Origin of the sequence: Amycolatopsis sp. YIM 10, from assembly GCF_009429145.1 — a bacterium.
Taxonomy (GTDB): domain Bacteria; phylum Actinomycetota; class Actinomycetes; order Mycobacteriales; family Pseudonocardiaceae; genus Amycolatopsis.
The window spans coordinates 5630431-5655290 of sequence record NZ_CP045480.1; the positions used below are offsets into that span (position 1 = coordinate 5630431).

General features: G+C 69.0%; 19 protein-coding genes. 5 read left to right on the forward strand and 14 right to left on the reverse strand.

From position 1 onward, the window contains the following. Window positions 1-69: 69 nt before the first annotated feature. The 4 genes from YIM_RS26740 to YIM_RS26755 form a co-directional block, all read right to left on the reverse strand. Entirely contained in the window at window positions 70-888 is an 819-nt protein-coding gene (locus tag YIM_RS26740) for an ester cyclase (RefSeq protein WP_153032956.1), read from the reverse strand. Further along, window positions 885-2084 carry an NAD(P)/FAD-dependent oxidoreductase gene (locus YIM_RS26745; protein WP_153032957.1) on the reverse strand — a complete coding sequence of 400 codons (1200 nt, stop codon included), beginning with the start codon at window positions 2082-2084 and terminating at the stop codon, window positions 885-887. The genes YIM_RS26740 and YIM_RS26745 overlap by 4 nt, the downstream gene beginning before the upstream one ends. Before the next feature lie 27 nt (window positions 2085-2111). Further along, window positions 2112-3197, reverse strand: coding sequence for a hypothetical protein (locus YIM_RS26750; RefSeq protein ID WP_153032958.1), 1086 nt, complete (start codon window positions 3195-3197; stop codon window positions 2112-2114). A 193-nt stretch (window positions 3198-3390) separates the two neighbouring features. After that, window positions 3391-4851, reverse strand: coding sequence for an MFS transporter (locus tag YIM_RS26755; protein ID WP_153032959.1), 1461 nt, complete (start codon window positions 4849-4851; stop codon window positions 3391-3393). Between the two features lie 97 nt (window positions 4852-4948). Here YIM_RS26755 and YIM_RS26760 point away from each other — a divergent pair, with 97 nt between their 5' ends. After that, window positions 4949-5635: a TetR/AcrR family transcriptional regulator C-terminal domain-containing protein gene (locus YIM_RS26760; protein ID WP_153032960.1), complete on the forward strand. Its 687-nt coding sequence runs from the start codon at window positions 4949-4951 to the stop codon at window positions 5633-5635. Window positions 5636-5650: 15 nt separating this feature from the next. Here the strand turns inward: YIM_RS26760 and YIM_RS26765 are convergent, their stop codons facing one another. From YIM_RS26765 to YIM_RS26790, 6 genes are all read right to left on the reverse strand, one after another. Further along, window positions 5651-6697 carry a methyltransferase gene (locus YIM_RS26765; protein WP_153032961.1) on the reverse strand — a complete coding sequence of 349 codons (1047 nt, stop codon included), beginning with the start codon at window positions 6695-6697 and terminating at the stop codon, window positions 5651-5653. Window positions 6698-6722: 25 nt separating this feature from the next. Continuing rightward, the gene (locus tag YIM_RS26770) at window positions 6723-8090 is read right to left on the reverse strand and encodes an aminotransferase class III-fold pyridoxal phosphate-dependent enzyme (RefSeq protein ID WP_153032962.1); all 1368 of its coding nucleotides are present in this window, start codon (window positions 8088-8090) and stop codon (window positions 6723-6725) included. Continuing rightward, window positions 8087-9619: an NAD(P)/FAD-dependent oxidoreductase gene (locus YIM_RS26775; RefSeq protein ID WP_228004040.1), complete on the reverse strand. Its 1533-nt coding sequence runs from the start codon at window positions 9617-9619 to the stop codon at window positions 8087-8089. The genes YIM_RS26770 and YIM_RS26775 overlap by 4 nt, the downstream gene beginning before the upstream one ends. Before the next feature lie 40 nt (window positions 9620-9659). Beyond that, window positions 9660-10445, reverse strand: coding sequence for a class I SAM-dependent methyltransferase (locus YIM_RS26780; protein ID WP_153032963.1), 786 nt, complete (start codon window positions 10443-10445; stop codon window positions 9660-9662). Between the two features lie 72 nt (window positions 10446-10517). Continuing rightward, complete coding sequence (locus YIM_RS26785; protein ID WP_194239754.1) at window positions 10518-11039, reverse strand: class I SAM-dependent methyltransferase; 522 nt, start codon at window positions 11037-11039, stop codon at window positions 10518-10520. Between the two features lie 132 nt (window positions 11040-11171). Continuing rightward, complete coding sequence (locus YIM_RS26790; RefSeq protein ID WP_370469029.1) at window positions 11172-11672, reverse strand: MerR family transcriptional regulator; 501 nt, start codon at window positions 11670-11672, stop codon at window positions 11172-11174. Window positions 11673-11720: 48 nt separating this feature from the next. Between YIM_RS26790 and YIM_RS26795 the strand changes: the two genes are divergently transcribed. Both YIM_RS26795 and YIM_RS26800 read left to right on the forward strand, forming a co-directional pair. Further along, window positions 11721-12665 carry an NAD(P)/FAD-dependent oxidoreductase gene (locus YIM_RS26795; RefSeq protein WP_153032965.1) on the forward strand — a complete coding sequence of 315 codons (945 nt, stop codon included), beginning with the start codon at window positions 11721-11723 and terminating at the stop codon, window positions 12663-12665. Window positions 12666-12705: 40 nt separating this feature from the next. Further along, the gene (locus tag YIM_RS26800; protein ID WP_194239755.1) at window positions 12706-13299 is read left to right on the forward strand and encodes a class I SAM-dependent methyltransferase; all 594 of its coding nucleotides are present in this window, start codon (window positions 12706-12708) and stop codon (window positions 13297-13299) included. A 4-nt stretch (window positions 13300-13303) separates the two neighbouring features. Here the strand turns inward: YIM_RS26800 and YIM_RS26805 are convergent, their stop codons facing one another. The 3 genes from YIM_RS26805 to YIM_RS26815 are packed head-to-tail and all read right to left on the reverse strand — an operon-like array spanning window position 13304 to window position 14984. After that, a complete protein-coding gene (locus tag YIM_RS26805) occupies window positions 13304-14152 on the reverse strand; it encodes a M56 family metallopeptidase (protein ID WP_153032967.1) in 849 nt (282 codons plus the stop codon). A gap of 17 nt (window positions 14153-14169) precedes the next feature. Then, complete coding sequence (locus YIM_RS26810) at window positions 14170-14538, reverse strand: BlaI/MecI/CopY family transcriptional regulator (protein WP_153032968.1); 369 nt, start codon at window positions 14536-14538, stop codon at window positions 14170-14172. A 35-nt stretch (window positions 14539-14573) separates the two neighbouring features. Continuing rightward, a complete protein-coding gene (locus YIM_RS26815) occupies window positions 14574-14984 on the reverse strand; it encodes a hypothetical protein (protein WP_153032969.1) in 411 nt (136 codons plus the stop codon). Here YIM_RS26815 and YIM_RS26820 point away from each other — a divergent pair. Together YIM_RS26820 and YIM_RS26825 are read left to right on the forward strand one after the other, a co-directional pair. Next, entirely contained in the window at window positions 14983-15183 is a 201-nt protein-coding gene (locus tag YIM_RS26820; protein WP_153032970.1) for a hypothetical protein, read from the forward strand. The genes YIM_RS26815 and YIM_RS26820 overlap by 2 nt on opposite strands. Next, window positions 15180-16463, forward strand: coding sequence for a hypothetical protein (locus YIM_RS26825; RefSeq protein ID WP_153032971.1), 1284 nt, complete (start codon window positions 15180-15182; stop codon window positions 16461-16463). The genes YIM_RS26820 and YIM_RS26825 overlap by 4 nt, the downstream gene beginning before the upstream one ends. Here YIM_RS26825 and YIM_RS49845 read toward each other — a convergent pair. Next, window positions 16451-24670, reverse strand: a complete 8220-nt coding sequence (locus YIM_RS49845) for a non-ribosomal peptide synthetase (RefSeq protein ID WP_194239756.1) — start codon at window positions 24668-24670, stop codon at window positions 16451-16453. The genes YIM_RS26825 and YIM_RS49845 overlap by 13 nt on opposite strands. Window positions 24671-24860: the final 190 nt, after the last annotated feature.

The window sequence follows — 24860 nt, forward strand, 5'->3', positions numbered from 1 at the left end:
ACACCCGCGGCCTGCCGCGCCGTTCGCCGCGGCGGCCACGCCCGGCGAACGGCGCGGTGCGGTGGTAGCTCAGCCGACGCCGAACTTGGCGACCGCGGCGAAATCCATCACGTCCCAGTGTTCGGCGATCAGGCCGTCCTCGATGCGGAGGACGTCCGCGGTCGCCAGTGCCAGTTCGCGCCCGCTCGACGCCTCGCGCCCGCGCCAGGTCGCGAACAGCCCGACCTTGTCGCCGTCGACCACGAGTTGCTTGATCTGGCTGGAGAAGTCCGGGGCGAGCTGGAACAGCCCGGCGAAGAACTGCTTCATCCCGGCCAGCCCCGCGCCGGACCGGGCCGCGTATTCGTTGTGCTGGATGTAGTCCTGCCGGTAGTACCGCTCGGTCAGCTCCAGCCGGTGCTGGGTCATCACCTCCTCCCACACCCGGATCACCAGCCGGAGCGCCTCCCGCTCGGCCCGGCCGCACCGCCAGTCCGGCGGCTCGCCGGGCTGCCGCGCCTGGTCCGTCACCGGCATTCCCATGCGCAGCAAGGCCGAATAGTCCACCACGCCCCAGTGCTCGGTGATCCGGTCGCCGGAAACGCGGTACAGGTCGGCGGTGCCCATCCGCAGCGGACCGTGGTCGCGGTGAGTTCCCGTCCAGTGGGCGAACACCATCGCCCGGTCGTTCTGCACCAGCAGGTGGTCCACCCGCGCGTCCAGGTCGGGGAAATCGCCGAGCAGGGCGGTCCGGGTCCGGCGGAAACCGTCGAGGCTGCCGTCGGCGGCCGGGTGGTGGCTGCGGTACCCCGCCGCGAGGTAGTCCGCCGCCCGGTCCGGGTTCCGTCCGTTGTGGACATCCCGGTAGAAGGCACCGATCAGGTCGGCGACGCCGGCCGTCGTGGTCATCGCGTGGCTCCCTCGGCGGCGGCCCGCTCGACCAGTTCCTCGGTGAAGAACTGGTCGAAGGTGTACATCCCGGCGATCAGGCCGAAGAAGCGGTCCACCTCGTCCTGGTCATCCCGGATCACGCGCAGTACGTCGACGAGTTCGGGCAAGGCGTCCAGCCGGGCGGCCTGCAGGTTGAAGTAGTACTCCGGCATGGCGTCGGCGTCGCGTTCGACGCCGTACCGGCTCAGCGCGACGTCGAGCGGCCCGCCGGTGGCGTGCGCGGCCTGAACGTGCCCGGCGAGCAGCTCGGCGTGCCGGACCGCGTCGCTGATACCGAACGCACCGATCGGATCCTTGTGGAAACCGGCGTCGCCGACGAGGGCCCAGCCGGGGCCCGACGCTTCGCGGAAGAAGTTCGGCAGCCTGCCGGTTCCGGCGAACCGCGCGTTGCGGGTGCCCGCGCGAACCCGTTCCGCCAAGCTCGGTGCCACCTGGTCGAGCGCGGTGAGGTAGGCGCCGGCGATGTCCCGGCGGACCTCGGCGAACTCGGCGCGCGGCCACTGGATGCCGACCATGACGTTGTCCTCATTGGTCGGCACGACCCCGATCGCGCGCCGCTTGTCCACGTAAACCTCGTAGTCGGCGTGGAATCCGCTCCAGTAGGTGTAGTACAGGCAGCACAGCGTCGGCACCTCCTCGTAGCTGCGCGCCCCGACCTCCTTGGCGACCACCGAGTCGATGCCGTCCGCACCGATCACCAGCGGTGCCTTCTCGGTGAACTCGCCTTCCCGGCCCCTGGCCCGGATTCCGCACACGCGGTCGCCGTCTCGGAGCAGGCCGGTCACGACCGTGCGTTCGCGCAGTTCCGCGCCCGCTTCGGTGGCGGCCTCGACCAGCAGCGTGTCGAGCACAAACCGGCGTGGCCCGAAGGCGGCACGGATGCCGTCCACGGCGGGAGCACAGCCGGTGAGGGTCAGTCCGCCCAACGTCCAGCGGGCCACCTCCAACGGTGGGCACCCGGTCGCGCGCAGGCGGTCGAGCAGGCCCCACCGGGCCAGGCGGGCGATCGTGGGCTGGTGCACGTAGTGGGTGGACATGGTGTCGCTGGGGAAGCGGGCGCGATCCAGCAGCAGCACCCGCTGCCCGGCCCTGGCCAGCAACATGGCGGTGGTGGCCCCGGCGACCCGGGCACCGACCACGATGGCGTCGTACATGGTGGGACCTCCGTGCGGTCGGTTCGGTCAGCGGAGGACGGCGGCCAGCGGACGTCGTGGACTCGCGACCGCCTTGCGGACCGGGTAGCCGATCCGGCAGGTGCACAGCACTTCACGGGCCGGGTCGCCGAGCAGTTCGGCGAGAATCCGGGTGAACCGGGGCGGCCCGCCGGTCTCCCGTTCCCGGTCGGCTCGCACGGTCAGCATGTTGAGGTGGCCGACGCCGAGTCCGCGCGCGGTGCACAGCAGGTGGATTCGCTGCAGCAGCCGTCCGCCGTCGATCCGATCGGCCAGGCTCCGCGCGTCCGGCACGCTGAGCACCGCGAACGCGGCCGCAGTGGCCACGTGCACGTTCTTGGTGTTGCGTAGCCAGAACCGGTCCGCGGTGCGGCGCGATGGCGCGGGAAGCAGGCTTCCGACCGCCGCCACCAACGGGTGCATGCCCTGGCTCAGCACGGTCATGCCGTCACCGTTGCGCTCGATCTCGCGCCTGCTGCCGCGGACCCAGCGGTGCCCGGCCCTGGACTGCGCCTCGTCGGCGATGATCGCTTCGGTGGCGGCGATCAGCTCCGCGCCGATCCACGCCCGCTCGGCCGGGGTGGTGAACCACTTGACCTCCGCCGCGGCGAGATCGGGACGGCCGATGCCACCGATTTCCCGGAGCAGGTCCGCGGACAGCGGCCGCCGGGTGAAGGGCCCGCGATTGGTGTGGCGGTGCGGGATGGCTTGGTACAGCTCGGAAACCTCACGCGTGCCCGGCCGCAGCAGCACCGACACCGCCTGGCCGTCGCCCCCTTCGGCGGGTGCCCGCACGTCGGCGTGATAACCGTTGGCGCGCGCGGCGAGCACCAGGTTCTCGATGGCACAGCCGAGGCTGACCTCCAGTTCCCGGTCGTACGGGTCCAGCGCCCCCTGCACGCGCTCCGGGTCGGCGAAGACGTCGATCCCGGCGTCGGTGATCCGGAACTTCCACGGCTGCACGTTGCGCGCGTTGGCGGCGAGCACCGCCGCGGCGACCAGCGCGGCCGGTCCGTCGTGCGCGCTCCAGGTCCGCCACGGCTCGAAGGCGCTCCCCCGGGGGGAACCGGCCGGTGCGCGCTCTTGAACGTCCATCCGTGCTCCTTCGGTACCGCCGTGGCTCTGGGCCCGTTCGCCCTCATGCTCCGGGAAAAGGGGAACAGCAGGCAGTTCCCAACGACCGCCGCACGCGAGGTACCCGATCGGCCATGACCGGCGCCGGGCAGGCACACAGAACCGTTCCCACCGGGCCGGCGCCCGGTGGGAACGGTGTGTGCCGCGCGGAAGTTCAGTTCGAGGTTGCCTCCTCGGCGCGGCCGAGCGGGCCCGCGGGCTCCGGTTCGTCAGTACCCATCGACGCGTTCCGCAAGGTCAGCAGGCTCACGATCGCGCCGAGCACCATGCTGATCGCGGCCACCACCAGCGCGGCCCGGTAGCCGGAGACGAAGGCTTCCGCCTGGCTCGCCCCGCCGGTCAGCGCGGCGGTCTGCCTGCCGAGCAGGACCGCGCCCATCACGGTCACGCCGAGCAGCGCCGAAGTTTCCCTGCCCACGTTGAGAATGCCGGAGGCCACCCCCTCCCGCGATGGCGGCATGGCACCGAGGATCGCTGTGGTCAGCGGAGTCGCCAGGCCGGAACCGATACCCAGCAGGATGAAGCCCGGCAGCAGGCTGAGGAACGTCGCCGTCTGGTCCTCGATGGCGACCAGCACCACGCCGACGGTGATCATGCCGAGCCCGAGCGCGACCGTGTAGTGGATGCCGATGCGCTGGGCCAGTACCGAGGAGAACGGCGCCGCGGCGATCAGCAGCAGGGCCATCGGGGCGAACGCCAGACCGGTCTCGCTCGGCGAGAAGCCCAGCGTGCCCTGCAGGTGCAACGAGGTGAAGAAGAACGCGCCGAGCGTACCGAGGCCCCAGAACACCTCTGCCACGTTGCCGCCGCTGAACACCTTGTTGCGGAAGAACGACAGATCGATCATCGGCGCCGGCGACCGGCGCTCGACGAGCACAAAAGCGAAGAAGCCGGCGAGCGCGGCACCCAGTGCCACGAGTACCGAGGGCTCGTCGAACCCGGCACGGCCGCCCTCGATCAGGCCGTAGGTCAGCCCGAACATCATCAGCGCCGAGGTGAGCAGGCCGGGGAAATCCACGTACCGGCTGGTGGCCGGATCCCGCGATTCGGCGAGCGACCACGCGCCGAGCGCCAGTGTCACCACGCCGATCGGCAGGTTGATGAAGAAGATCCAGCTCCAGTCCAGGTACTCGCTGAGCAGCCCGCCCGCGACCGGGCCCGCGGCGAATGCCAGCCCGTTGATCCCGGTCCAGATCGCCACCGCGAGGTTTCGTTCCTTCCGATCGGTGAAGGTGACCCCGATGATCGCCAGCGCGGTCGGCGCCACCAGCGCCGCGCCCACCCCCTGCACGATCCGGCCGGTGAGCAGCATCCCGTGTGTGGTGGCGAACCCGGCGAGCATCGACGCCAGCACAAAGACCGTGGTGCCGACGTAGAAGAGCAGGCGCCTGCCGAAGATGTCGGCGAGCCTGCCGCCGGCCAGCATCAGCCCGGCGAAAGCCAGGATGTACGAACTCGTCACCCATTCGAGGTCGGCGATGGACAGGCCGAAGTCCCGCTGGATCGACGGCAGCGCCACGTTGACGACCGTGTTGTCCAGTGCGGTGACGAAGGTGGCGAGCGAGATCGCCACGACTGCCCACCACCGTCTCCGGTACGGGGTCGAAAGTGTCATCGGAATGCTCCTAGGGACGGGAACACCGGAAGGAACTGTACGACGTACCTGTACGTTGTATATGAGGCTAGGAGGCTCCGGGTATGCTTGTCAATCGATGACGCAGACCACCGATCGTGAATCCGCCACCAAGGCACGGCTGAGCCAGAGCAGCGTGCTGACCGAGGCCATCGCGCTCGCCGATCGCGAGGGCCTGGAAGCGGTGACCATCCGCAGGCTGGCCCAGGACCTCGGGGTCACCCCGATGGCGCTCTACTGGCACTTCCGCAACAAGAGCCTGCTGCTGGAAGCGCTCGGCGGCGAGGTGATCGCCGAGGTCGATCTCACGGTGAACCCCGCCGATCCGTGGCACGCCCGGTTCCGCACGCTGATCAGCGCGCTCGTCGACACCCTGCGCCGGCACCCGTGGGCGGTCTCCCTGTTCACCGCGCGCGTCTGCGAATCACCGAGCTACCTGGTCGCGCTGGAAACCGTGCTCGAAATCCTGGACGACGCCGGGTTCTCACCGGCGGAGGCGGCCGCGATCTCACGGCACGCCATCTCCTCGGCGATGGGCATGGTCAGCGGCGAACCCGGGGTCACCGGCCCGCTCGCCCCGGAGGATGCCGAGGAATCCCAGCGGCGGGCCAAGCTGTTCTACGAGTCCCTGCCGAGCAAGCGGTACCCGCGGGTGATCGCCGCCGCGGGCCCGCTGACCTCGTGCGACGACCGGGACTCCTACTACGCCTTCGGGCTCGACCTGCTGGTCGCCGGCGTCGAGGCGATGGCCGCGCGCCGGCCGTAGCCGACGCCGGCCGGATCAGTCCGCCGGTTTCACCGCTTCGAAGATGCGCTGGTTTCCCATCCGCCGCACGCGGAGCTCACGACGCAGCTCGAACCCGGCCTCGGTGATCCAGCGCCGCAGCTCATCCGGCTGGTAGGTGTCCGCTCCCGACTCCAGGAAGAACAGCAGCTGGAAGACACCGGCACCGACCGGCCACTCCCGGCTCGGCCGGGTGAACGGGTCCAGCAGCGCGAGCGTGCCACCGGGGACGAGCGCGGCGTGGATCCGGCTCAGCAGCGACCTGATTTCGGCGGGGGTGAAGTAGTGGATGACGTTGAAGCACAGCGCGGCGTCGTACGGACCGCCGAACTCCGCGGTGCGCACGTCCCCCTCCTGGTGCTCGACGACGTCGCCGAAGCCGTGCCGCGCGAGCAGTTCCCGGCCCGCCTTCGCCGCGGCGGGCAGGTCGACCACGGTGGCCCGCAGGGTGGGATATCGCCGGCACAGCTGCGCCGAGTACCACCCGTGCCCGCCCGCGACGTCGAGCAGCGCCTTCGGTGACGGCGGCAGATCCAGCGCGCCGGCGACTTCGCCCGCGCCCATCCTGGCCAGTTCGTACATGCCGACGATGTTCTCCCGCCACCACGGGTCGTCCTCGGTCCGCTGGTGGATGTCCACGGCCTGGCCCGTCCGCGCGGCGTCCTCCAGCCGGGCCCAGAGCCGCTCGGTACCGTGCAGGGATTTGAGGTAGGTGCCGAGATAGGCCGGTGAGTCCGGGGACAGCCAGCGGCGGCTCCGCCTGCTCAGGCGGTACCGGCCGGCGCGCTCGACGAGGTGCCCGGCGGCTTCGAGGTACCGCACGATCAGCCGGACGGTGCGCGGAGCCAGCTCGAGCGCCGCCGCCACCTCCTCCGGGGTCCCCGGCCGGGCCGCGAGGTGCTCGACCACGCCAAGGCGCATCGCGGTGATCAGCACCTGCGACGCCGGGAAGCCGTAGACGCATTCGATGAACGGGGACGGCACCACGCCGAGGCGGACCCCCAGCCGCTCCAGCCGGTTCTCACCACGGACGACCAGGCGCATCGGGACAACCTCCGGGTTCTCGATCTCATCCGGCGCAGTGCGCGTCGGCCACGGCCAGTGCTTCGTCCAGCAGGCGCAGCCCGCCAGCCAGTTCCTCGGCGCCGGTATTGCACGGCGGCGCCACGTGCACCCGGTTGGCGTGGATCACCGGCCACAGACCGCGGCCGATGCAGGCCTGGTACAGCTCCATCGCGATCGGGCTCGGGCCGCTCACCGCGTCGAAGGGCATCAGCCGCTCCCCGCTTCCGCCGTCCCGGACCAGCTCGATCGCCCAGAAGGCGCCGAGGCCGCGGATTTCGCCGACGCTCGGGTGGGTGGCCACCATCTCCGCCAGTGCCGGGCCGATCACCTCCTCCCCCAGCATCGTCGCGTGCGCGAGTACGCCCTCCTCCGTCATCGCGGTGATCGCCGCGACCGCGGCCGCGCAGGCCAGCGGGTGCCCGGAGTAGGTGCTGCCCGCCGGATACGACTGCTGCGCGAAGGTGCGCCGGACCCGGTCCGAGACGATCACCCCGGCCAGCGGGACGTAGCCGGAGTTCACCCCCTTGGCGAAGGTGATCAGGTCGGGAGTGACTCCCCAGTGGTCCACCGCGAACCAGTGCCCGACCCGGCCGAAGCCCACCATCACCTCGTCGCAGATCAGCAGGATGCCGTGCCGGTCGCACAGTTCCCGCACGCCGGCCAGATAGCCGTCCGGCGGCACCAGCACACCACCGGCGACCCCGGGGATCGACTCCAGCACCACCGCGGCGAAGGTCTCCGCGCCTTCGAGTTCGATCACCTGCGCCAGGTGTTCCAGCGCGCGTTCGCACTCCTGTTCCGCCGTCTCCGCCCCGAACGCACTCCGGTAGAGGTACGGCGGGAAGAAGTGCACCACGCCTGCCGCACCGGTGTCGTTGCGCCAGCGCCGCGGATCCCCGGTGAGGTGGATCGCCGTGGTCGACGAGCCGTGGAAGGAGTGGAACGCCGAGAGCAGCTTCGGCCGCCCGGTGTGCAGGCGGGCCATGCGGACCGCGTGCTCGACAGCTTCGCCACCGGTGCTGGTGAACAACACGTGGTCCATGCCGCCGGGAGCCCGCTCGGCGATCAGCCTCGCCGCTTCCCCCCGCTTGTCGTTGGCGAAGTGCGGGGCCACCACGCACAGCCGCTCGGCCTGTGCCTTGATCGCGGCGACCACCTTCGGGTGCCGGTGCCCCAGGTTGGCGTACATCAGCTGAGAGCCGAGGTCCAGGTAGCGATTTCCCGAGTGGTCCCAGATCCACGATCCCTCGGCACCGGCGACGGGCAGGCCGAACCGGTGGTCCTGGGCGATCCACGGGTGGAACACGTGCGCCCGGTCGTCGGCCACGATGGCCTCCGGTGCGGGCGCGCCGACCGGGGTGGTTGCGGTCATTTCTGCCGTCCTGACGGGGAAGCCGCGCCACGGGCACGGGGTGGGCTGGCGCCGGGAGCCGCTTCGGCGGCCGGGATGAACCGGTAGGCGGCCGGTTCCAGGCGGCGAGTGGCCCGGCGGTAACCGGAGGTGCGGCCCGGCCAGTTGTTGGTGACCCGGCCGGACTCGGTCTTGAACCACGCCGTGCAACTCTCCGTCCAGACCATTTTGGACAGTGCGTCGCCCAGTTCGGCCTCCCACTCGTCCATCGCCTCGGGCCGCACGTCGAGCGCGCCCGCCGAGCGGCCTTCCAGCTCGCGCAGGTACTGCAGGATGTAGCCCGCCTGTGCCTCCAGCATGGGGATGATCGAGTTGTGGCCGAGGCTGGTGTTGGGCCCGTACATCAGCAGCAGGTTGGGAAAGCCCGGATAGGCCATGCCGAGATAGGCCGTCGGGTACTCCTTCCACTGCTCGTGCAGGTCGCGTCCGCCGGACCCGGTGACCGTGGTGGGCACCAGGAAGTCGGTGGAGAGGAATCCCGTGGCGTAAACGATGGTGTCCACGTCGTGGTGCCTGCCGTCCACCGTCCGGATGCCGCCGGGGGTGATCTCCTCGATCGACTCGGTGACCAGTTCGACGTCGGGTCTGGTGAGCGTGGTGAAGTAGTCGCTGGAGAGCACGATGCGCTTGCACCCGAACGAGTAGTCCGGCAGCAGCCGTTCGCGGAGCCCGGGATCGCCGACCTGCCGGTAGAGGTGTTTCCTGGCCATCGTGGTCATCAGCTTGGTGCTCCAGCCACGTCGCAGGGCCGGGAAGAGCACGTGTTCGGAGCGCATCGACAGCGCACCGCGGTAGGCCCCGTGCAGCGGCGGGCAGAGCCGGAACGCCGTCCGCCAGGCGCGGCTGAACTCGTCGGGCGGCTTCGGCAGGATCCAGTTCGGCGACCGCTGGAAGGTGCAGAGGTGGCCGGCCCGGCCCGCCAGCGCCGGCACGATCTGCACCGCGCTCGAGCCGGTGCCGATCACCGCCACCCGCTCGCCGCGCACGTCGTGGGCGGGGTCCCAGCGAGCCGAATGCAGTGCGGTCCCGGCGAACTCCCGCGCCCCGGGCAGTTCCGGGTACTTGGGAATGGTGAGCTGGCCGACCGCGGACACCAGCAGGTCGCAGTGGTGCCGCCCGCCGTCGGCGGTGCGCACCTCCCACTGCCCGTCCGATTCGAGGAAGGTGGCGGAAACCACCTCCTTGCGGAGTTCGATGTGGCCGCCGAGGTCGTAGTCCGCCACGCAGCCACGCAGGTAGTCCAGGATCTCCCGCTGGGTGGAGTAGCGCTTGTCCACGCCCCGGTACTTGCGGAACGAGTACGAGTAGAGGTGTGAGGGCACGTCGCAACTGGAGCCGGGGTAGTTGTTGTCCCGCCAGGTACCGCCGATGTCGGCGGCGCGCTCGAAGATCCGGAACGAGCGCACCCCCGCCTGCTTGAGCCGGGTTCCCAGGCAGAGCCCGGCGAAGCCCGCGCCGATGATGAGCACCGTCCGGTCCACCCGTGTCATCTCCGTCCACCCTCCCGCGAGCCGTGGCGTTCGTCCGCCATCAGGCGTCGTCCTTGCGGTACACCGATACGTGCCAAGGACTTTCGGCCGTCAGCGGAGCGCCGGACCAACTGCCCCAGCGGTGTTCACGGCGCAGTCCGGCCAGGCGGGCCATCAGGTCCAGCTCGGCGGGCGAGGCGTAGCGGATGTGGATCGAGTACTCTATGGCCCGCTCCGGGGTCTGCATCACGTACTGGGACGAGAGGAGCTGGCCGTCCGGGTCGTGGCCGGGGATGCCCAGCTGGAGCACCTCCTCGCCGTCCCGCGCGACCTCCATCCGCTGCCGGCTGCGCTTGCCGAGCTCGTACCGCGCGGCGTCCGGCACGAACGCCTGCACCACGAACGCGCCTCCGGGGGCGAGCCGCTGTGCCACCGCCTCGAAGCAGCGGATCTGCTCTTCCTGGCTGGTGAGGCAGCAGATCGTGTTGAACACGACGTAGGTGAGGCCGAACGGCCCGGCGACCTCCAGCTCGGCGAAATCCCCGCGGACGAGCCGCACCCCGGAACCGCCCGGCTTGGCCCGCAACCGGTCCAGCATCGCTTCCGAGGCATCGACCCCGGTGACGTCCAGCCCGGCTTCGGCCAGTGGCAGCGCGATCCGGCCGGTGCCCACGCCGAGTTCCAGCACGCGCTCCACACCGGTCTCCGCCGCCGTCCGCTTGGCGAGGCCGGTCAGGAACTCCGTCGCCTCGGCCGCGTCGTCCTGCAGGCCGACGACCCAATCGTCATAGATTTCCGCCAGCCGGTCGCCATAGGTCTCCGGCCCGTACTCTTCCAGGACAGCCATGCCGACGAGTCAACCGACCGCGGGGGCGCCGGAAAAGCCACGATGTTCCGGTCCGGCGGAGTGGCCAACAGGTCACTGTGCCGGTTTGCCCGCCACCATTCCGGTCGCCGGGCCCGCCTTGGTCGAGGGCACGTCCGAACTCACCACCACATCGGTGAATCCGGCTTCCTCCGCCTCGCCCGGCAGTACGTCGACGAGATCACCCAGGATCCGCTGGTGGGCGATGAGCACCAGCTGCCCGCCAGGGCGCAGCACCCGCATCAGTTCGGCGAAACCGGCCGGGCGGTCCCACAGGGTCACGTTGTTCACCGAGATCGCCGCGGCCATCGAAGCGCTCGCGCAGCCGGTGTCCTCGGCCGTCCCGTGCCGGATCTCCACCACGTCGCGCGCCCGCCGCGCGACCCGCCGCCCGGCCATCTTCCGCATCAGGGGTGAGGGTTCGACGCCGATGACCCGGCCGCCCGGGCGCACCCGCTCGGCGGCCAGCACGAGCCCGACGCCGGGACCGTGGCCGACCAGCACCGCGTGGTCCCCCGGTGCCAGCCCGGACCGGGACACCGCCCACCGCTCGTGCGCGAGGTTGTCCCGCGCCATCACCAGTCCACCGAGAACCCCGAAAACGCCAGCGGGGTGACCGAATGCCGCATCGAGCACCCGGGGAATGACATTGGCCATGGACGACGTTTAGCACACCGTGATCAGCGCGTCATGCCCCGATCCGGTCGACTATCCGCGCTTTTCGCACTCAGGCAGGGAAGAATGCCGCCGGGTCCGGTCCAGATCGATCGGCACCACCTCGTCGGTGACCATCTCCGCCGAGATCGACCTGGCGAGCCGGCGAAACGACGTGCAGCGGGTGAAATCCGCGTGGCCGCATTTCAGCGCGTGATCGATCAATCGTTTCGATTCGGTGGCCTGCTTGATCCACTTGTCCAGTTCCGCGCGCTGCCGCCGCAGCAGTTCCCGACGGGCCGACGCGTTCGGCGCGTTCAGCATTTCGCCCAGTTGCGCCAGGCTGAATCCGGCCTGCTTCCCGCGAAGGATCAAGATCACCCGGACGACGTCCTCCTGGGTGTAGCGCCGGCGACCGGCGACCCGCTTGGCCGGCTGGAGCAGGCCACTGGACTCCCAGAACCGCAGCACGTGGGCCGGGAGACCGAACCGCCCGGCGAATTCCCCGATCGAATAGGTCGCCTCACTTGACTTCATGTGCTCATTAAGTTGCATGGTTGTACCCGAGGTCAAGACGGCGATGACGCCGGAAAGGTGAGGGCCATGTACGAAGTCGTCGTGGTCGGGGGCGGCCCCGCCGGGCTGTCCGCGGCGCTGACATTGGGCCGGGCGCGGCGCTCGACGCTGCTGCTCGACCAGGGAACGGGCCGGAACGCGCCCGCCGCGGCGATGCACAACTTCTTCCTGCACGACGGCGACAGCCCCGAGCACCTCCGTGAAACCGGACGGCGGCAGCTGTCCGCCTACCCCACCGTGGAAATCCGCGATGCCACGGTGGAAAGTGCCACGGCGGCGGATTCCGGGTTCGAGGTCGTGCTCGGCGCCGGCGAGACCGTGCGGTGCCACCGGCTGCTGCTGGCCACCGGCGTGCGCGACGAACTGCCCGCCATTCCCGGGATCGAGGCACTCTGGGGCAGGTCCGTTTTCCACTGCCCCTACTGCCACGGCTACGAAAACACCGGGCAGCCGGTCGCCGTGCTCGGCGGCACGCCCGACCGCGCGCTGCTGGCCCTGCAGCTGACCCGGTTCACCGACGATCTGGTGCTGTGCACGGACGGACCGGCGGAATTGCCGCCACCCCTGCGATCGGCGCTCGCCGACCGCGGTGTCCCGATCCGCACGGAACCGGTGGAGGGGCTCGAAACCCAGACGGGCGCGCTCACCGGCCTGCGCTTCAGCGGCGGCGCACCGCTGGCCAGGTCGGCCGCGTTCGTCAAACCGTTGCTGCGGCAGCGTTCCGACCTCGCCGGCCGCCTCGGCTGCACCGGATTCGACGACGGCACGATCGAGATCGACGAATTCGCCAGGACCAGCACACCCGGGGTATTCGCGGCCGGGGACATGTGCCGCCGCGCCGGTCTGCCCATTCCGCTCGGGGCCATCGCGCTGGCGGTGGCCGCCGGAATGTTCGCCGGTGCCGCCGTGGACCAGGATCTGGTGTTCAGCGATTTCCACATCCCGAACCCCTTTGCCCCTTCGGCGGCCTGACGCGAAAATGACCCCCGTGTCACCCTCGTTCCTGTCATTCTTGTCCGCGAGCGCGGTCCCCGCCGAGACCGGCGGCATGGGCATCAGCGCCCAGACCTACGACCGGTTCGCCAGGTGGGCGCTCCGCTGGTTCTACCGGCGGGTGGCCGAGGACCTGTCCGTCTTGCCGCCCGCGGCCAAGGTACTCGACATCGGTTGCGGCACCGGGGTGATGCTGGCCGGACTCGCCCGGCGCCGCCCGGATCTCGAGCTGGCCGGGATCGACGTCGCCCCGGGCATGATCGCCGTGGCGCGCCGGAACGCGCCCACCGGTCTCGGCATCGAGTTCGGTGTCGGCGACGTCGTCGCGCTCCCCCATGCGGCGTCCACTTTGGACGTCGTGGTGACCACGCTGAGCATGCACCACTGGCCGGACCGGCGGCGGGCCGTCGCGGACATCGCCAGAACGCTCAAACCCGGCGGTCGCCTGTACGTCTACGACTTCCGCTTCACCCCCGCCCCGGAACTCACCGAGGCGAGCACCGGCGACGGCCCGTTCACCGGCGCCCCGCTCGAACGCACCCACGTCCCCGCCGCCCCATGGTTCCCACTCCGGCCGTTCGCGCGATTTTCGCTGGTACGCGATGAGAACTGAGCACTCACCACGGACCGAGCACGCTCGTGCAGGTACCCACGGCGAGCACGGCCAGCACGCTCAACGTGGTCAGCGCGCCCGCCCAGAAGTCGTGACAGTGGCGCGGGCCCGCCGGCAACCAGCCGCCTTCCAGTTGCCGCACGCGTGCCTCCAGCACCTTCGTCGTCGCCATCGACGCGACGACACCGCTCTCCGCCGGCCCGGAAACGGACTTGTAGATGGCACCGGCCAGCGCGCCGCGGTCCGACCGGGTCAACGCGGCCGCGTCCGCCGCCAGTTCCTGCCGCAGCACCAAGTGGCGACCCAGGGTGCGGTACACCGGCAGGTACCAGAGCGCGGCGCAGACCACCTCGCCGATCATCCTGGCGAGCGGGTGGCCGTGCCGCGCGTGATGTTCCTCGTGCCGCAGCACCGCGACCAGTTCCGCCGGTGCGGCACACTCCACCAACTCGGTGCCCACCACGATCCGCGGCCGGTAGGGACGGCACGTCCAGGCGAACACGCCAGGACTGTCCACCTGCACCACCGGCACCCGCACCCCGGCCAGCCGCGCGGCGGCGAGCAGGCGCGGCGCGGCCGGCCGCCGGTGCGCCCGGACCCAGTGGTTCATCCGGTGACAGGCCGCCGAGATCACCACGATCCGGACGACGGTGAGCACGGTGCTCGCGATGGCCAGTGCCGCGGCGCCGAAGGCCAGCACGCGCACCGGTACCGGCCGCGCACCACCGTCGAGCACGCTCGCCGAGACCGAATGCACCAGCAGCACGACCTGGCAGCTCACCAGTAGCACCCCAGCCGCGGTCAGCGCCGCCAGCTTCCGCACCGTGACGGCGGCAAGGCCGAACACAGGCACCCCCTCGTCATCCGTGTTCAGTCCTCCGGCCGCACCGCCCGGTGCTCGCCCCGCATCAGCTTCTCCAATCGCTCCCGCAGCCGCGGCTCCGCCGACGCCTGGTCGACGAAGTGCGCCACCGCCGCTTCGCCGAACTCCCTGATCACCGAGCGCACGGCGATCTCGGCGGGCCGCACGACGATCGGCTCGTACACGTAACCGCGGCCGACCAGGGTGCGCTTGAGCACGTCCTGACGAGCCAGGCGGCCGAGCACGGTCATCACCGTGGTGTAGGCGAGCGGCTCGGCCCGTCGCCGGTTCAGCCGGTCGAGCACCTCGCGCACGGTCAGCGCGCGCTCGGCACCACCCACCGTCTGCAGCACGTCGGCCCCGAGCGGACCCAGCATCTCGCTCAGCTTCCGGGATACGGGGGCCACGGCGGTCAGCCGGCCTCGGCCGGTTCCGGTCGGTTCCGGTTGAGCGCTTCCATCCGAACCACTCCAATCACGATCACGGCCAGCCCGTACCACACCAGGTCGTGCCAGAAGTCGATCGACTCACCGCGCGCGTGCAGCCACATGTCCCCGAAGAACCCGGTGAGCTGCGTCAGGCCACCGGCGACGAGCAGGAGACCGGTCACCCGGCCCCCTGGCCGAAGAGCCAGCCAGACCCCGGCGAGGGTGAGGATCACCGCGCCGCCGTAGATGCCGGCGTGAATGCGCCAGAGCTCGCTCGGCGGCTCCGGCACGAAGGAGACGTTGCGCTGATGCCAATAGGTGTCGAACGCCTGGCCGAGCAGGTACACGACGATGCCCAGGTACACGATCACCCGGGTGTTCGGGGTACGAGCCATGGCGGGGGTCACCTCTGTGGGGATCGACTGCGTCGCCACCGACCTTCGCACCGGCCTGCGGGCGGGGCGAAGCCCACGGGGCCGCCCCCGATCGGAGTGGCCGATCGGGCAGGGCCCGGCGTGGGGAACGGCCACCGTGCTCGGCGGTCCGGTGGAGGGTTCCGCCGCGCCGGACCGGGACAGCAGGCTGGCCCGGTGAGTGATCCGATGTTCCTCGCGCACGTGGTCGGTCACCGAGACGGACCGATTCCGCTGTCGTACGCCCTGGTCGCCGGCGGCGCGGCGCTCTACGCCTCGTTCGAGGCGATGCGGTTGAGGCGGCATCGCTCCCGGTTCGACCAGGACTCGCCCGGGCGGCCGGTTCCCGCCGCGCTGGCCCGTGTGGCCGATTCCGCGGTGACGCGCTGGCTGCTCCGTTCGCTGGGTCTTGTCCTCGTCGGCGGAACGGCGGCGGTGGCCGTGCTCGACCGGCCCGGGGCGGGCAATCTCGCGCTCAGCCTGGTCTACGTCGTGTTCTGGGTGGGGCTGGTGCCCGCCTCGATCATCTTCGGGCCGGTGTGGCGCGCCCTCAACCCGCTCCGGACCGTGCAGGCCGTGCTCGCCCGTCTGCTGCGACGTGCGCCGGAGCAGGGTTTCGCCACCCTGCCGCGGTGGCTCGGCTACTGGCCGGCGGCGGCGGGCCTGCTCGCCTTCGCCTGGCTGGAACTGGTCAGCCCCGACCGGTTGACCGCCGGCGCGCTGGTCACCTGGTTCTCGGCGTACGGTCTCATCCACCTCGTGGCCGGGATGGTGTTCGGCAGTGAGTGGTTCGCTCACGCCGACGCCTTCGAGGTGTACTCGGCATTGCTGGCCCGCCTGTCCCCGTGGGCACGGCGGGCCGACGGCAGGGTCGTCCTCCGCAACCCGTTCATCAATCTCGCCGCGCTCCGCCCGTCGAAGAGCCTGGTTGCCGTGGTCGCTGTGCTGCTGGCCGCCACCGCCTACGACAGCTTGAGCAACGGCTCCTGGTGGAAGTCCCTGGAGCCGACGGCCTGGACCGGCACCCTGGGACTGCTCGGCGTGCTGGCCGTCGTCGCGCTCACCTTCACCGGGTCGGCCGCTCTGTCCGGGGTGCTCGCGGGCCGACCGGCGGTGGCGGGCCGGCTCGCGCACTCCGTGCTGCCGATCGCGGTCGGTTACGTGCTGGCGCACTACCTTTCGGTGTTCATCTCCGAGTTGCAGCTGGTCTACCACTTCGCGGCCGGGCACGGCCAGCACGCGACGCACCTGGCCGGGGCCGGTACCTCGGTGCCGCCCGCGCTCATGTCGGTCATCCAGGTCGGTGCGGTGCTCACCGGGCACGTGCTCGGCGTGGTCGCGGCACACGACCGAGCTGTCCGGCTGTTCCCCGGCCACGTGGCGGTGCGGGCGCAGTTGCCGGTCTTCGCCTGCATGCTGGCCTACACCGCCGGTGGCCTGGTCCTGCTCTACAACTCCTGATCCAGCTCGGCCAGCCGGGTGGCGAGCTGCGTGAGCTGCTCCTCGAAGGCGGACACGAACTGGTCGATCGTGCGGGGATCGTGCCGGTTGGTGCTGTACCCGATGGTCAGCGTCAACCGGCCCGCCACCACGTAGCCGACCACGTCGATCAGCCGGAACCGCCTGCCGACCGAGCTGCGCGGGGTGCCGTAGGACATTCGCGGCACGCTGAGAAGGTCGCTGCGCAGGAACGCCTCGTCGACCCGTCCCAGGTAGTTCACCCCGACGTCGGGGGCGGGCATCGCCGCCAACGCTTCGGCGCCGTCGCCGAGGTAGCGCAGCAGGCCGTGGCCCGCCCCGCGCCCCGGCATCTCGCCGAGTTGCCGGTGCACCTCGGCCACCGCTTCGTCGACGGGGATCGACAGGTCGAGGTCCAGCAGGCTGGGGATGAGCGTGGAGAACCGGCCGACGGTCCGGCTGAGGTTCACCTCGCCCACCGCGATGTCCCTGCCGTGCCGTTCGAGGTCGACCAGCAGCCGCCTGCGCCCGGCACTTCCCGGGTCGGCGACCGGCAGGGTGCGGAGCAGGACGGCGCAGAGGGCTTCGGAGACATCCGCACCGGTGGCCTTGGGCAGCTCGCTGACCAGTGCTTCGGTTTCCCGGTACCCCAGCCGGAGCACGACGTTCTTCAGTGACGGCAGGTCGTTATCGCCGGTGTGGTGGTCGACCGCCGGCCTGTCCGCGTTCCGCCGTTCCGGTGCCGTCCAGTACTCCAGTTCACCGGCCACCTCCGGGCTGTGTGCGTACTCGGCGAGCAGGCGCGTCCATTCGCGGAAGGAGGTCGTCTTCGCGGGCAACTCGGCCTGGCCGCCGGCGAGCAGTTGCTCGTAGCAGCCCATCAGGTCCTCGAGCACCACCCGGCCCGAGTAGTGGTCGACCACCAGCCAGTGCGCGAGGAACAGCACGCAGTGCGGCCGGGTACCCATGTCGAAGTAGGCGACCCGCAGCAGGGGGCCGTGCGCCAGGTCCAGTGATGCCTGGAGCCGGTCGCTGATCTCGACGGTGGCCCGCTTCTGCGCCGGACCGTCCGATCCGGACAGATCGTGGATGCTGAACGGCAAGGGCTCGGCCGGTTCCGCCGGGATCACTTCCGCCCGCCACGGTTCACCGGTGAAGCGCATGCGCAGGGCGTCGTGGTGGGCGATGATCCTGGCCAGCGCCGCCTCCAGCGTGGGCACGTCGAGCGGGCGTTGCAGGGCGAGCAGGAAGGAAGCGTCGTTCCAGTGGTGCCGCTCGGGCAGGTCCTGGCTGAGGAACCACCGCTGGGACGGGGTCATCCCGCTGGGACCGACCGGGTCCGCCGCGTCGTAGTCGACGGTCGAGATCCGGGCGACTTCGGCCTGGGCGGCGATGGTGGGGTTGTCGAAAATATCGCGCAGGCTCAAGCGCAGGCCATGACCATCGATGGCCGCGGTCGCGCGTAACGCCAGCAACGAATCCGCACCGAGCTCGAACACATTATCCCCGGTACTGATCCGATCACGATTGAGCAAACCACACCACACCCGCGCCAACACCACCTCACCCGGACTCCGCGGCTCCACAAACTCCCGCCCCACCACCACACGATCCGGATCCGGCAACGCCGCCCGATCCACCTTCCCATTCCCCGTCAACGGCAACCCATCCACCAACACCACCGCCGAAGGAACCATGTACTCCGGCAACCGCTCCCGCGCCCACTCCCGCAAACCAACCCCATCCACACCCACACCCACCACATACGCCACCAAACGACGACTCCCCCGCGGATCACCCACCGCAACCACCACCACCGACGACACCCCCGGATACTCCCCCAACACCACCTCCACCTCACCCAACTCAATACGAAAACCACCCACCTTCACCTGAAAATCCTCACGACCCAAAAACTCGATCACCCCATCCGGCAAATACCGACCCACATCCCCAGTCCGATACAACCGCTCCCCAGAAACCGGATGCACCACAAACGAACCCGCCGTCCGCTCCGCATCACCCCAATACCCCAACGCCACCCCAACCCCACCAATAAACAACTCCCCAGCCACCCACACCGGACACCGCTCCAACCACTCATCCAACACATAAACCGACTGCCCACCCAACGCCACCCCATACGGAACACTCGACCACCCCGAATCCACCCCCACAATCGGAAAACAAATCGACCAAATCGACGCCTCCGTCGCACCACCCAAACTCACCAACTCCACCCCCGAACCCAAAACCGACCACGCCCGACCCGGCAACGACACCGGAATCCAATCCCCCGACAACAACACCAACCGCAAACCCACCACACCACCAACACGACCACACCACTCCACAAACAACTCAAACAACGCCGGAACCGAATTCCACACCGTCACCCCAAAACGACGAACCAAATCCAACCAATGCCCCGGATCCACCCCACCCCCATCCGGCAACACCAACCGACCCCCAAAACCCAACACCCCAAACACATCCCACACCGACAAATCAAAACTCAACGACGACACACCCAACACCGCATCACCCACACCCACACCCCACCGGCCACACACATCAACCACCGTATTCACCGCACCCCGATGATCCACCGCCACACCCTTCGGCACCCCCGTCGAACCCGACGTGAAAATCACATACGCCACATCCGACACCGACCTCCCCACCACCGGCAAAACACCCTCCGACACCCCAACCCAATCCCCCACACCATCCACCAAAACCACCACAACACCCTCCGGAAAAACCACCCCAGAATCCACCACCACCGACGACGACAACACCACACCCACCCCCGTCACACCCCACACATAATCCCGCCGACCCACCGGCCACCCCGGATCAACCGGCACAAAACCAGCACCCACACCCAACACCCCCAACACCGACACCACCTGCTCCCACCCCTTCGGCAAACACACCCCCACCAAATCACCAACACCCACACCCAAACCCCGCAAACGCCACCCCACCCGACGCGACAACACCACCAAATCCCCAAACGACAACACCCCCGACGACCACACCACCGCATCAACCCCACCCAAACCCACCGCACGCCACAACACCAAACCATCCAAAAAACCACCACCGAAGAACAAATCCGAAACCGAGACCTGCCGCAGTTCCGAACTCGAATCCGCGACGGGGACCAGCTCGGCGCCCGCGGACCGCGGCGAGCCGGCGGGCGAACCCGCCGCGCCCGGGCCGGGAACGGTCAGCGCGGAGGACGGCACGGGTTCCGGCTCCCAGGGCAGTTCAGGCACATCCGGGGCCGCCGGCGGGAGGAGATCCGGGGTGGGCGGGAGCGGCGGGACCGCGACCAAGCGACCCTCCTGTGCCCACAGGTCGTCCTCGGCGAGGCGTTCGACGAAATCACGGAAAGCGCCGAACATGCCGTCCACCACACCGTCGGCGAACAGGCCGTCCACCGAGTCCCAGCTCACCACCAGTTCGCCGGCGATCTCGAAGACCTGGTGGTCCAGGTGGAGCTGGGGAGTCTGGGAGACCCCGTCCACCAAGCGGCCGAGCCCGGGCAGGGCGCCACTGGAGTCTCCTGGCATCTCGCGGCCGAGGACGCTGGTGAACACGATCGGCATCGACCCACGCGCGACACCATGCGCCCTCGCCAACTCACGCAACACCCGCACCCCACCAAACGCACGATGCTCCAAATCCCGCCACAACCGCTCCTGCAACACCCGCACCCGCCCACCAAAACTCCCCGCCGACCGCGAATCCACCTCCAACAACACCAACCCCGTGAAATCACCCACCACACCATCCACCCCCGAATGCACCGGCAACCGATCCCCCACCGTCACATTCACCGTGAACCGAGACCCCTTCGACCACACCCCCAACACCTCCGCAAACGCCCCACACAACACCACCGACGGAGTGACACCGAGCGTGTGGGCCTTGGCCTTGATCCGCTCCCAGCGCGAAGCATCGAGCCGGAACTGGTTGCGGACGAACCTGGTCGGACCATCGGGCAACGTGCGCACCGGAAGATCCGGAGCCGGCGGCAGCGTGTGGATCCGCGCCATCCAGTACTCCTTGGCCCGCTCATAACCCGGCCCCTGACCAAGGCACTCCACCGCCGCCAGATAATCCCGGAAGGTCAGCCCCACCGGAGGCAGTTCGAGATCCGGATCGGCGTACAACCGCGCGAACTCGGTCAGCAGGATCTGCACGGAGCTGGCGTCCGCGATGAGCAGGTCCAGGCTCAGGTGCACCCGCGCCCGGCCATCCGGCAACCGCTGCGCCACGAACTCGAACAACGGAAACCGATCCGACGGCCGCACCTCGTGCGACAACCGATCCCGCACCTCCGCCACCCGCGCCCACGCCTCATCCACACCAAGACCCGAAAGATCCTCCCAGCCAAAACCCACCGGCGGCGCATCAACCACAACCTGCTGCCGCCCATCCGCACGAACCACCGCCCGCAACATGTCGTGCCGCTCGACCAACGATTCGAGAACGCGATCGGCCCGATCGAGGTCGAAGTCCGCCGATTCCAGTTCCAGGTAGAGATGGGTGGAAACATCACCCAGTTCGAACAGGCCCGAACGCCCCAGCCAATAGGCATGCTGCACATCGGTCAACCCGAACGGCTCGAACCGCCGCTCCGGATCCGGCACCACCGCCGGCAGGTCGGACTCTCGGGTCGCCTGCGCGGCCTGTGCTTGGGCGGCGATGGTGGGGTTGTCGAAAATATCGCGCAGGCTCAAGCGCAGGCCATGACCATCGATGGCCGCGGTCGCGCGTAACGCCAGCAACGAATCCGCACCGAGCTCGAACACATTATCCCCGGTACTGATCCGATCACGATTGAGCAAACCACACCACACCCGCGCCAACACCACCTCACCCGGACTCCGCGGCTCCACAAACTCCCGCCCCACCACCACACGATCCGGATCCGGCAACGCCGCCCGATCCACCTTCCCATTCCCCGTCAACGGCAACCCATCCACCAACACCACCGCCGAAGGAACCATGTACTCCGGCAACCGCTCCCGCGCCCACTCCCGCAAACCAACCCCATCCACACCCACACCCACCACATACGCCACCAAACGACGACTCCCCCGCGGATCACCCACCGCAACCACCACCACCGACGACACCCCCGGATACTCCCCCAACACCACCTCCACCTCACCCAACTCAATACGAAAACCACCCACCTTCACCTGAAAATCCTCACGACCCAAAAACTCGATCACCCCATCCGGCAAATACCGACCCACATCCCCAGTCCGATACAACCGCTCCCCAGAAACCGGATGCACCACAAACGAACCCGCCGTCCGCTCCGCATCACCCCAATACCCCAACGCCACCCCAACCCCACCAATAAACAACTCCCCAGCCACCCACACCGGACACCGCTCCAACCACTCATCCAACACATAAACCGACTGCCCACCCAACGCCACCCCATACGGAACACTCGACCACCCCGAATCCACCCCCACAATCGGAAAACAAATCGACCAAATCGACGCCTCCGTCGCACCACCCAAACTCACCAACTCCACCCCCGAACCCAAAACCGACCACGCCCGACCCGGCAACGACACCGGAATCCAATCCCCCGACAACAACACCAACCGCAAACCCACCACACCACCAACACGACCACACCACTCCACAAACAACTCAAACAACGCCGGAACCGAATTCCACACCGTCACCCCAAAACGACGAACCAAATCCAACCAATGCCCCGGATCCACCCCACCCCCATCCGGCAACACCAACCGACCCCCAAAACCCAACACCCCAAACACATCCCACACCGACAAATCAAAACTCAACGACGACACACCCAACACCGCATCACCCACACCCACACCCCACCGGCCACACACATCAACCACCGTATTCACCGCACCCCGATGATCCACCGCCACACCCTTCGGCACCCCCGTCGAACCCGACGTGAAAATCACATACGCCACATCCGACACCGACCTCCCCACCACCGGCAAAACACCCTCCGACACCCCAACCCAATCCCCCACACCATCCACCAAAACCACCACAACACCCTCCGGAAAAACCACCCCAGAATCCACCACCACCGACGACGACAACACCACACCCACCCCCGTCACACCCCACACATAATCCCGCCGACCCACCGGCCACCCCGGATCAACCGGCACAAAACCAGCACCCACACCCAACACCCCCAACACCGACACCACCTGCTCCCACCCCTTCGGCAAACACACCCCCACCAAATCACCAACACCCACACCCAAACCCCGCAAACGCCACCCCACCCGACGCGACAACACCACCAAATCCCCAAACGACAACACCCCCGACGACCACACCACCGCATCAACCCCACCCAAACCCACCGCACGCCACAACACCAAACCATCCAAAAAACCACCACCGTAAGGCAATTCCGAAACGCAGCCGGAAGTCGGCGGGGAATCAGGGAATTCGATCGGCGGCAGCACCGGCTCGGGCAGCGATGGCTCCGGCGGAGCCGGAACCGTCACCAGCCGCCCGGGCAGTTCCCACGTCTCCGCGGAACCGGCCAGCCGTTCCACCAGGTCGCCGAAAGCCCGGAACATCTCGTCCAGCACGCCGTCGGCGAACAACTCGTCCACCGAGTCCCAGCTGACCACCAGCGAGCCGGCCTGTTCGTACGCCTGCAGATCGATGTGTACCTGCGGGGTCTGCGAGATGACCTCGGTCACCGCACCGAGCCCGGCGAAGCCCACTCCGGGCGCGCCCGGCATGTCACGGCCCAGCATGCTGGTGAACACGATCGGCATCGACCCACGCGCGACACCATGCGCCCTCGCCAACTCACGCAACACCCGCACCCCACCAAACGCACGATGCTCCAAATCCCGCCACAACCGCTCCTGCAACACCCGCACCCGCCCACCAAAACTCCCCGCCGACCGCGAATCCACCTCCAACAACACCAACCCCGTGAAATCACCCACCACACCATCCACCCCCGAATGCACCGGCAACCGATCCCCCACCGTCACATTCACCGTGAACCGAGACCCCTTCGACCACACCCCCAACACCTCCGCAAACGCCCCACACAACACCACCGACGGAGTGACACCGTAGGATTCGCCGATCTCGGCCAGCCGAGCCGCATTCGTCGGCCCCAGCACGAACTGCCTTCGGGTGAACCGGGTGGGCGTGCCGGCGACCGGCGGCACCGTGGGCAGTTCCGGGGCGGGCGGCAAGGTGTGGATCCGCGCCATCCAGTACTCCCTGGCCCGCTCATAACCCGGCCCCTGACCAAGGCACTCCACCGCCGCCAGATAATCCCGGAAGGTCAGGCCGACGGGCGGCAGCACGGATTCCGGGTCGGTGTACAACCGCGACCATTCACCGAAGAGCACCTGGATCGAAATGGCGTCCGCGATGAGCAGGTCCAGGCTCAGGTGCACCCGCGCCCGGCCATCCGGCAACCGCTGCGCCACGAACTCGAACAACGGAAACCGATCCGACGGCCGCACCTCGTGCGACAACCGATCCCGCACCTCCGCCACCCGCGCCCACGCCTCATCCACACCAAGACCCGAAAGATCCTCCCAGCCAAAACCCACCGGCGGCGCATCAACCACAACCTGCTGCCGCCCATCCGCACGAACCACCGCCCGCAACATGTCGTGCCGCTCGACCAGCACTGACAGCGCACGATTGGCGCGCTCCAACTCGAAGTCCGCCGACTCGAACTGGGCGTAGACGTGGGTGGAAACGTCACCCAGCTCGAACAAGCCCGAACGCCCCAGCCAATAAGCATGCTGCACATCGGTCAACCCGAACGGCTCGAACCGCCGCTCCGGATCCGGCACCACCACCGGCAGCGGTTCGGCGGCCTCGTTCCCGGATTCCAGTTCACCGGCGAGCAGTTCCGCGATGTCACGGGTCGACGGTGTCTCGGCCAGCTCGGCCAGCGAAAGGGCGACGCCCAGTTCGGCTTCGAACATCAGTTGGAGTTCGGTGGCCTGCAAGGATTCCAGGAAGAGTGGTTCGTCCGGGTCGGCGGGCGCCGGGCGCCGGGTCACCTGCCCGTACCGCTCGCGGAGGTAGTCCGCCAGCGCCTCGGCCCGATCTCCGGGTGCGAGCGCCAGCAAGGCGGCTCGGCCGAGCACGGGCGTGGTGGCCGACTCGGTTTCCGTCGAGTGCATTCCAATCACCTTCATCCACCGGGGCGCGGCGCGCCGTGGGCACACGGGGTTCGGACTCTTTCCCACGCGTGCACGGGCGCCAAAGCCTCGATAGCGGTACGAGAACACCTCTCCGGCTTGGCACGGTCGGGGGTGGCCATCCGGGCCGTGCGACGTGGTCGGTCCATCTGGCGGGTTGGCCGGGCTCCAC

Coding starts and splice junctions, on each gene's coding strand:
- YIM_RS26740 (WP_153032956.1), bottom strand. CDS start 888: ATGACCACGACGGCCGGCGTCGCCGACCTGATCGGTGCCTTCTACCGG.
- YIM_RS26745 (WP_153032957.1), bottom strand. CDS start 2,084: ATGTACGACGCCATCGTGGTCGGTGCCCGGGTCGCCGGGGCCACCACC.
- YIM_RS26750 (WP_153032958.1), bottom strand. CDS start 3,197: ATGGACGTTCAAGAGCGCGCACCGGCCGGTTCCCCCCGGGGGAGCGCC.
- YIM_RS26755 (WP_153032959.1), bottom strand. CDS start 4,851: ATGACACTTTCGACCCCGTACCGGAGACGGTGGTGGGCAGTCGTGGCG.
- YIM_RS26760 (WP_153032960.1), top strand. CDS start 4,949: ATGACGCAGACCACCGATCGTGAATCCGCCACCAAGGCACGGCTGAGC.
- YIM_RS26765 (WP_153032961.1), bottom strand. CDS start 6,697: ATGCGCCTGGTCGTCCGTGGTGAGAACCGGCTGGAGCGGCTGGGGGTC.
- YIM_RS26770 (WP_153032962.1), bottom strand. CDS start 8,090: ATGACCGCAACCACCCCGGTCGGCGCGCCCGCACCGGAGGCCATCGTG.
- YIM_RS26775 (WP_228004040.1), bottom strand. CDS start 9,619: ATGACACGGGTGGACCGGACGGTGCTCATCATCGGCGCGGGCTTCGCC.
- YIM_RS26780 (WP_153032963.1), bottom strand. CDS start 10,445: ATGGCTGTCCTGGAAGAGTACGGGCCGGAGACCTATGGCGACCGGCTG.
- YIM_RS26785 (WP_194239754.1), bottom strand. CDS start 11,039: ATGGCGCGGGACAACCTCGCGCACGAGCGGTGGGCGGTGTCCCGGTCC.
- YIM_RS26790 (WP_370469029.1), bottom strand. CDS start 11,672: ATGCAACTTAATGAGCACATGAAGTCAAGTGAGGCGACCTATTCGATC.
- YIM_RS26795 (WP_153032965.1), top strand. CDS start 11,721: ATGTACGAAGTCGTCGTGGTCGGGGGCGGCCCCGCCGGGCTGTCCGCG.
- YIM_RS26810 (WP_153032968.1), bottom strand. CDS start 14,538: ATGCTGGGTCCGCTCGGGGCCGACGTGCTGCAGACGGTGGGTGGTGCC.
- YIM_RS26820 (WP_153032970.1), top strand. CDS start 14,983: ATGGCGGGGGTCACCTCTGTGGGGATCGACTGCGTCGCCACCGACCTT.
- YIM_RS26815 (WP_153032969.1), bottom strand. CDS start 14,984: ATGGCTCGTACCCCGAACACCCGGGTGATCGTGTACCTGGGCATCGTC.
- YIM_RS49845 (WP_194239756.1), bottom strand. CDS start 24,670: ATGCACTCGACGGAAACCGAGTCGGCCACCACGCCCGTGCTCGGCCGA.